We start from the raw sequence: 6838 nt of genomic DNA, 5'->3' as shown, positions 1-6838 counted from the left end.
GGCTCATAACCCGAAGGTCGCAGGTTCAAATCCTGCCTCCGCAATATATGGTCCGGTAGTTCAGTTGGTTAGAATGCCTGCCTGTCACGCAGGAGCTCGCGGGTTCGAGTCCATTTAGGCCCACTATAATAAAATAATATATTCTTTGTTCCGCAGTAGCTCAGTGGTAGAGCAATCGGCTGTTAACCGATCGGTCGTAGGTTCGAATCCTACCTGCGGAGCCATTTTATTTTATGGAGAAGTACTCAAAGAGGCTGAACAAAACTAAAACAAAAATTAGAAGAAAGTGTCTAATAAAGAGGCTTTAAGAGTGATATTAATAATTTTAATTTTAAGCTTAACACATATAGCACCGTCCATTTTTATGACGGTGCTAAAAATAAAATTATTTAATAATTGTTTAAGAAGTAGGACATTTTGTTTGTTCTAAATACCCTTATCCTTTCTCTCATCCTGAATAATTCGTTTGTACGATTTTATCGTAGCAAAATGCATACATTCATGATATAAACAAAAACTGAGTAATTCTTCAACTGTTGATAAAGTAAGACCTGTTGACGTAGTAAAAGGCGTCTCGATAACTTCCTTTAACCGAAATTCCAATGTTTGTTCGATCCTGTCGATTTGATTTTCTAGTAATTGGATTAATTCGCTGATCGTTGGTAACGCCTGATCCCCCCAATTGATGGGCTTTGTGCCAGTCGTGAATAATTCCGAAAAGTTATTCGACATTATCATTCTTTCCTTAATAAAATAAAATGCGAACTTTTCTTGCACAACATATATATGTCCTAGATTCCATTTTATATTATTATTGAATCCTTCTGGAATAAACAGTGATGCTTCATCATTCATTTCTGCTACGAGATTAATTGTGTTTTCTCGAACAAATCTTAATTGTTTAAAAAGGTAGTTTTTCATCTCTTTCCCTCCTGTGCAAACATTAAAAGAATGCAACTATTCCAGAGACAATTTAAATATATGAATTTATTTTTTTAGCTTCTGCAATAATATTTTTTATTAATGACTCAACGGTTTGATTTTTGGCTAATCTTGGACTTTGTCCAGACCAAAGTGACATGAATTCTTGATTATTTTGTGCAGCAGAAGTTTTTCTAATATCTTGAGTTAGTGTATTTTGAACAGGAAAATCCGGTAAAAGTGTTTCGTGTTCCTGCATTTCTGAAATAAATTTATTTTCTATTCCTCTTGCCCATTTACCAGAAAATGAACGAGTTAAAACAGTTTGGTCTTCGTTAGCATTAAGGATGGCTTCTTTATGAACCTTATGTGCTCCACTTTCAACGCAAGTCAAGAAAGCTGTGCCCATTTGTACGCCCTTCGCTCCTAAGCAAATCGAAGCCATTAGCCCTCTCCCATCCATAATTCCTCCAGCAGCAATGACAGGAATACATACAGTGTCCACAACCTGTGGGATTAGTGATATTAAACCTACTAGACTCTCTTGACTCCCATCGATAAAGCTTCCCCGATGACCACCAGCTTCACTACCTTGAACAACAACAATATCCATTCCTGCTTTTTCATTTTCAACGGCTTCTCTAACAGTTGTAGCGGCTCCCAACAGAATAATGTTAGATTGTTTTAATTCAGCCATTACTTCTTTTGAAGGAATACCAAATGTAAAAGAACAAATAGGGACCTTTTCTTCCATTACAACCTTAATTTGTTCCATAAATGTTTCTAAAACATTATTAAAATTAGGAATTTCAAAGTTATCATTTTGGTGCAAATTTAATTGCTGACGAATAGGGTTCAAGAACTGGTTAGCCGATTTAATTTCATTCTCTGTAACTTTAAATGCGTTAGGAACAAATAGATTAATACCAAACGGATTTGAAGTTAACTGCTTGATTTCTCTAATTTGTTCCCGTATTTTAATAGGGGTCATATACCCTGCTCCAATCATCCCTAGACCCCCAGAATTTGAAACCTCAGCGACTAATTTCGAAGTGGTTACTCCGCCAGCCATTGGAGCTTGTATAATCGGATACTCAACTTTCAAAAGTTCTGTTATTTTATTATTTAGCATAATTTCACACCTCGTAATTATTTTCACTTAATAATCCTTTAGATTTCCTCTCAAATTGAATTCCATTTAAAAGCATTCCTGCCCCAATTAAAACAACACAAGATGCTCCTATCAAAGCAGTATTAAAATTATGAGTGAATGATGATAAGACTCCAGCAAGGATTGGTCCTATCAACTGTCCAATAGCAAAAATAGCGGTCAGAGTGCCAATTGTTCGACTACTATTAGATGGATTCATTTGCCGTCCTAATGTGGTAGCAAGCGTTGTGATACCCATAAACGTGGCTCCAAATAATAAAGCACTTATGATAAAACTTGTTTCCGAAATCCAAAAGGCTGGCATCACCATACCCAAAGCTTGCAATGCCATTGCAAGAACTAAGGATTTAACGAAGCCCCATTTTCTAGCTAGTAAAGACCAGATGAGACAGGATGGAATCGCAGCCAATCCAACCATCATCCAAACTAAGGTGGCACCTTTATGAAAGGATGAGGTCGTTTCAGCGATTGATACGATAAACGTTCCTGTAACAATGTAACCCAATCCTTCTAAACCATAGGCTATAATCAACCAGATAAGCCATTTAGTAGGTGGGACCTGCGCAAAAATTTCTTGTTTATTTTTCATCTCAACAACATTGGGGGTCTCATCAAGCCAGATCCATACGAAGAAAGCAAGGATTCCACTAACAACAGCTAGTCCTGTCCAAGTTCCTTCCCACTGATATAAATGGTTTAAACTCGGAATAAATAGACTGGATAAACAGATTCCCAAACCTACCCCTCCATAAAATAAACCAGACCAACTGGTTTTGTTTATAGCAGCAAGTTTATCTAACACGATACCAGAGGCAAGGACCAACACATAAGCACTGGAAACCCCCGATAGAAATCGAAGTACATACCAAAGGAAATGAGAATGTGTTAAACCCATTATGGCAGTGGTTAATATATTAACGATAAGACATATTCTCAAGGAAATCGTTCTAAATTGTTTCAAAGGAATAGCACCTGCTAAAATTGCTCCAAGCAAATATCCTGCGTAATTACTTGATGCTATATAACCAGCAACTGTATTTGAAAAAGAAAGATCCTTTTGCATAAGCGGGAGAATGGGAGTATAGGCAAATCTTCCAATCCCCATGGCAATGATTAAAGAAAATATTCCCCCTATTAAAAAAAGATAAGTTTGCTTCTTCAAATTACAACCTCCAAATATAAAGCATATCTTTATAAGCTATAATGAACCTGTTAGAAATTGTGCTTCTCCTAGTCCGAAACTCCAGTCGGCATCGCTGTTTTCTGTTATAGAAACGATCAAATCTTGTGGTGAAATCCCACAATCAGATTCAAGATAATGGGCAAGAAGTGAGTATAAGGTTTCTTTCTGTTTAACGGTTCTTTTTTTACTAACAATACTAATCATTACAAGGTCTTTACTTCTTTTAAACCCCAGTCCTGTATCCTCCATTATTAGCTCATGCGGCGGGTGTTGATGAACGATTTGATAACGGTCACTTTCAGGCACTTGGAAAGCTTCCACCATCGCACGGTGAGCCGAATCCAATAATTTTTTTAGCGTTTCTTCGTTTCTACCTTCTATTAAATCAAAGCGTAATAATGGCATTTTGTGTGTCTCCCTTCAAATTGCAATTAATATTTTTAGAATGTCTCTTTTTTACAAATATTAACCTCCAGTTAAAATGTAGGATATTTAAATCATATCGCTTTTTTGCCATATGGTATAATACTTAAAAATGATATTTGGTATCACTCTAATTGATGGCCAATGGATATTTCAAATAAGGAGAGATTATTTTGGATTTGCATTCATTAAAAATTTTCCAGACTGTTGCAAAGTTGGGGAGTATTTCGCAAGCAGCAAGAGAACTTCAATATGCCCAGTCTAATATCACGATGAAAATTCAACAGTTGGAATCGGATCTTCAAACAACCCTTTTTCATAGACATAATCGTGGAACTGCTTTAACAGCCAAGGGAAGCATGTTATTAACATACACGGAAAAAATATTTGATCTTATAGAAGAAACAAAAAGTGTGATGAACGATGATCAAACACCATGTGGTCCGTTAATTATTGGTTCAATGGAAACAACCGCAGCAGTTCGCTTACCAGCCCTACTTTCAAAGTATCATAAAGACTTTCCAGATGTTGATTTAACTTTAAAAACAGGCTCTACTGAACAAAATGTTCAAGGAGTTTTACAGTATGAACTTGATGGAGCATTTGTGGCTGGACCTATTGAACACCCAGATCTCATTCAAAAGGATGTAATCGAAGAGGAATTGGTACTCATAACAGATACAATTCATCCTCCTTTATCTTCTATCAGAGATATTCAAACAAAGACGCTGCTTGTATTCCGTAATGGCTGTTCTTATCGGAAAAAGCTTGAACAATGGTTACACCAAGAGGGAGTGATTCCCAAAAAGATAATGGAATTTGGAACCTTGGATGCAATCGTCGGGTGTGTATCCGCTGGTCTAGGTGTAAGTATGGTTCCACAAAGTGTTGTTGCAAAACAAATACAAGAAGGAACACTTAGACAGCATACGCTTCCGAATCCATACGGAAAAGTCAAAACAGTATTCATCTATCGAAAAGATAAGTACGTACCGACGTCTTTATTAAAATTTATTGATCTGTTAAGTCATTAGATGAGATTGTTAAATAATAGAAGCATAATTTAAGGGATTAGGGATTATTTTAATCAAAAAGATTGTGAATAAATGCACTTAAACTAACGGGGCAGGTTAGTGTAACAAGAAATTTCAATAAAATACAAAATTATATTGTAAAATAGGCTAAAAAGGCTGTGTAGGATATGAAGGTTTCTTTAATTGTTGCGATGGATAAGAATAGAGTGATTGGCAAAGATAATGACATTCCTTGGAGAATTCCAAAGGATTGGGAGTATGTTAAAAATATTACAAAAGGACATTCAATCGTATTGGGCAGAAAGAATCTTGAGTCAATTGGAAGAGCTTTACCTAACAGAAGGAATATAATTCTGACAAGGGATAAGGACTTTAATTTTGACGGTTGTGAAATTGTCCATTCAATCGAAGCTGTTTTTGACTTGTGTAAAAATGAAGAAGAGATATTTATTTTCGGAGGGGAGCAGATTTATAATATTTTCCTTCCTTTTGTTGAGAAGATGTACATTACAAAAATTCATTATGAATTTAAAGGAGATACATTTTTCCCCGAAGTAAATTTCGATGAATGGAAAGAAGTTTCTGTTGAAAAAGGGGTTATGAATGACAAAAACCCTTATAATTACTATTTTCACTTTTATGAAAGAAAACTTTCCTAAGCTAAAGGATGCAAGAGTTAAAGATTGGGATGGCTGCGGCGATCCTTTCTTCTTGTTGTGCTAACGGGGCAGTTTAGCGGAATAAGGAATACTTTTCTTATACCTCCTAATATATCCAAAATTTTCAAATACGCTTCAAGTGATACGGTATAATGTAATAAAATGTAATCATGGGTTCGTTAGTGTAAATAGCGTAACAATGGGGGAAGAATATGTTTTTCTTTAATAAAGAAGAAATTTACATTGGATATTCAATAGAAGAATTCTCAAAGGTAAGAGGAATTTTAAAAAGTAAGGGCATTAAGTATACCTACAAAGTTATTAACCGTTCAAGTCAATGGTTGGGACATGGTACAACAAGAGGAAATTTTGGAAGTGCAGGAATGAACAGTAAATACGAAACACAATATGTCGTATCTGTTAAGAAAAAAGACTCAGATAACGCAAAATATTGGGTTAATACTGTTTTACACCCATAGAAGAATGTATCTTGTTCCACTAACGGGCAGGATAGTTGAATATAATAAGGCATTACGCAGACACACTGAATAAAAAATTTTTCCTTACAAACAATATGTATGTATACTATCAGCTCAGGGGGGTTCGCATGGTAAATATATTGGAAACTGTCATTGATGCCATGAAATCACTGACAGTTCAAGATGAAGATCAACCACTTCATGTTGGAGAAGTGATGTCATGCTGGATTTACTTAGCAGGGCTTGAATTAGCTAAAGTATCTGTGCAAGCTGGAATAAATACCACGACGGATAAAGAATTAAAAGCAATTCTTGAAGAAGATATGAAATTAGGAACCAGCCAAAGAGAGCGACTCCACGATTTCATGATTAAGGAAGGAATTCCGCTACCTCCTGCTCCTGAAGATATGCCAAAATCAGACTCTAATAGTATCTCTCTTGGAGTTAAATTAACGGACGATGTGATAGCGAACGAATTATCATTAAAAATCGTAAGTTTAATTATGCGTGCAGCTGGTGCTGCCTCTGAATCGATTCGTACAGATGTTGGTTTATTGTTTATTCAGTTTCAAACAGAAAAATTTTCATTCGCAACGAGATTAAAACATTTAATGCGTAAACGCGGATGGATTAAAGTACCGCCTTTTTACGTTCCACCTGGTTCCCAACAACCATTAAGTTAGGAAGAACGTACATAGCAGATAACCGTGAACAATGAATAAAGAGCTAATGAACGAGTCCGATTCTTCAATATGAAGGTCGGCTTATTTTTATTCCATAAGAAAGTTTGGGATATATTGTACTTAAACAAATGGATGCTTGAGTTTAAAATCAGAGCTGTCATTAAGGCAGCTCTTTCTTGTTGAACTAAATGGGCAGGTGTGCGGCCGAGCCTAGGTCGTATCATATAACGGGTGGGATTCCCGTCGAGTAAGAACTAGCCATTCGCTCGTAGCGAGTCTTGGAGG

At 36.1% G+C, this 6838-nt stretch carries 8 protein-coding genes and 1 tRNA gene; 5 read left to right on the top strand and 4 right to left on the bottom strand.

Going from position 1 to position 6838, the window contains the following annotated elements; translation table 11 throughout:
• Positions 1-149: 149 nt before the first annotated feature.
• A tRNA-Asn gene (locus J2Y67_RS27340) sits at positions 150-224 on the top strand.
• A 202-nt stretch (positions 225-426) separates the two neighbouring features.
• On the opposite strand, the gene J2Y67_RS27335 is transcribed toward J2Y67_RS27340, so the two are convergent.
• From J2Y67_RS27335 to J2Y67_RS27320, 4 genes are read right to left on the bottom strand one after another with little or no spacing between them, the layout of a single operon-like run.
• Positions 427-921, bottom strand: coding sequence for a DinB family protein (locus J2Y67_RS27335; protein WP_310179303.1), 495 nt, complete (start codon positions 919-921; stop codon positions 427-429).
• 52 nt (positions 922-973) lie between these two features.
• Positions 974-2053, bottom strand: a complete 1080-nt coding sequence (locus J2Y67_RS27330) for an NAD(P)H-dependent flavin oxidoreductase (protein WP_310179301.1) — start codon at positions 2051-2053, stop codon at positions 974-976.
• Between the two features lie 4 nt (positions 2054-2057).
• Positions 2058-3254 carry a YbfB/YjiJ family MFS transporter gene (locus tag J2Y67_RS27325; protein ID WP_310179299.1) on the bottom strand — a complete coding sequence of 399 codons (1197 nt, stop codon included), beginning with the start codon at positions 3252-3254 and terminating at the stop codon, positions 2058-2060.
• Between the two features lie 36 nt (positions 3255-3290).
• Positions 3291-3680: a tautomerase family protein gene (locus J2Y67_RS27320; protein WP_310179298.1), complete on the bottom strand. Its 390-nt coding sequence runs from the start codon at positions 3678-3680 to the stop codon at positions 3291-3293.
• 191 nt (positions 3681-3871) lie between these two features.
• Between J2Y67_RS27320 and J2Y67_RS27315 the strand changes: the two genes are divergently transcribed.
• The 4 genes from J2Y67_RS27315 (at position 3872) to J2Y67_RS27300 (ending at position 6553) form a co-directional block, all read left to right on the top strand.
• Positions 3872-4732 carry a LysR family transcriptional regulator gene (locus tag J2Y67_RS27315; protein ID WP_310179297.1) on the top strand — a complete coding sequence of 287 codons (861 nt, stop codon included), beginning with the start codon at positions 3872-3874 and terminating at the stop codon, positions 4730-4732.
• A 167-nt stretch (positions 4733-4899) separates the two neighbouring features.
• On the top strand, positions 4900-5391 hold the full coding sequence (gene dfr / locus J2Y67_RS27310) for a DfrD/DfrG/DfrK family trimethoprim-resistant dihydrofolate reductase (RefSeq protein WP_310179296.1): 492 nt from the start codon (positions 4900-4902) through the stop codon (positions 5389-5391).
• 212 nt (positions 5392-5603) lie between these two features.
• Positions 5604-5870, top strand: a complete 267-nt coding sequence (locus tag J2Y67_RS27305) for a hypothetical protein (RefSeq protein WP_310179295.1) — start codon at positions 5604-5606, stop codon at positions 5868-5870.
• A gap of 128 nt (positions 5871-5998) precedes the next feature.
• Positions 5999-6553 carry a DUF3231 family protein gene (locus J2Y67_RS27300; protein WP_310179293.1) on the top strand — a complete coding sequence of 185 codons (555 nt, stop codon included), beginning with the start codon at positions 5999-6001 and terminating at the stop codon, positions 6551-6553.
• The last annotated feature ends 285 nt before the right edge of the window (positions 6554-6838 follow it).

This window comes from Neobacillus niacini, assembly GCF_031456445.1.
GTDB lineage: Bacteria > Bacillota > Bacilli > Bacillales > Cytobacillaceae > Neobacillus > Neobacillus niacini_I.
The sequence above is the reverse complement of the archived record's forward strand: the minus strand, read 5'-3'. Positions and strand labels throughout refer to the sequence as shown.

What these genes read in the sequence shown, in the direction of transcription:
- J2Y67_RS27335 (WP_310179303.1), bottom strand. Translation starts at nt 921, where the DNA reads ATGAAAAACTACCTTTTTAAACAATTAAGATTTGTTCGAGAAAACACA.
- J2Y67_RS27330 (WP_310179301.1), bottom strand. Translation starts at nt 2,053, where the DNA reads ATGCTAAATAATAAAATAACAGAACTTTTGAAAGTTGAGTATCCGATT.
- J2Y67_RS27320 (WP_310179298.1), bottom strand. Translation starts at nt 3,680, where the DNA reads ATGCCATTATTACGCTTTGATTTAATAGAAGGTAGAAACGAAGAAACG.
- dfr (WP_310179296.1), top strand. Translation starts at nt 4,900, where the DNA reads ATGAAGGTTTCTTTAATTGTTGCGATGGATAAGAATAGAGTGATTGGC.
- J2Y67_RS27305 (WP_310179295.1), top strand. Translation starts at nt 5,604, where the DNA reads ATGTTTTTCTTTAATAAAGAAGAAATTTACATTGGATATTCAATAGAA.
- J2Y67_RS27300 (WP_310179293.1), top strand. Translation starts at nt 5,999, where the DNA reads ATGGTAAATATATTGGAAACTGTCATTGATGCCATGAAATCACTGACA.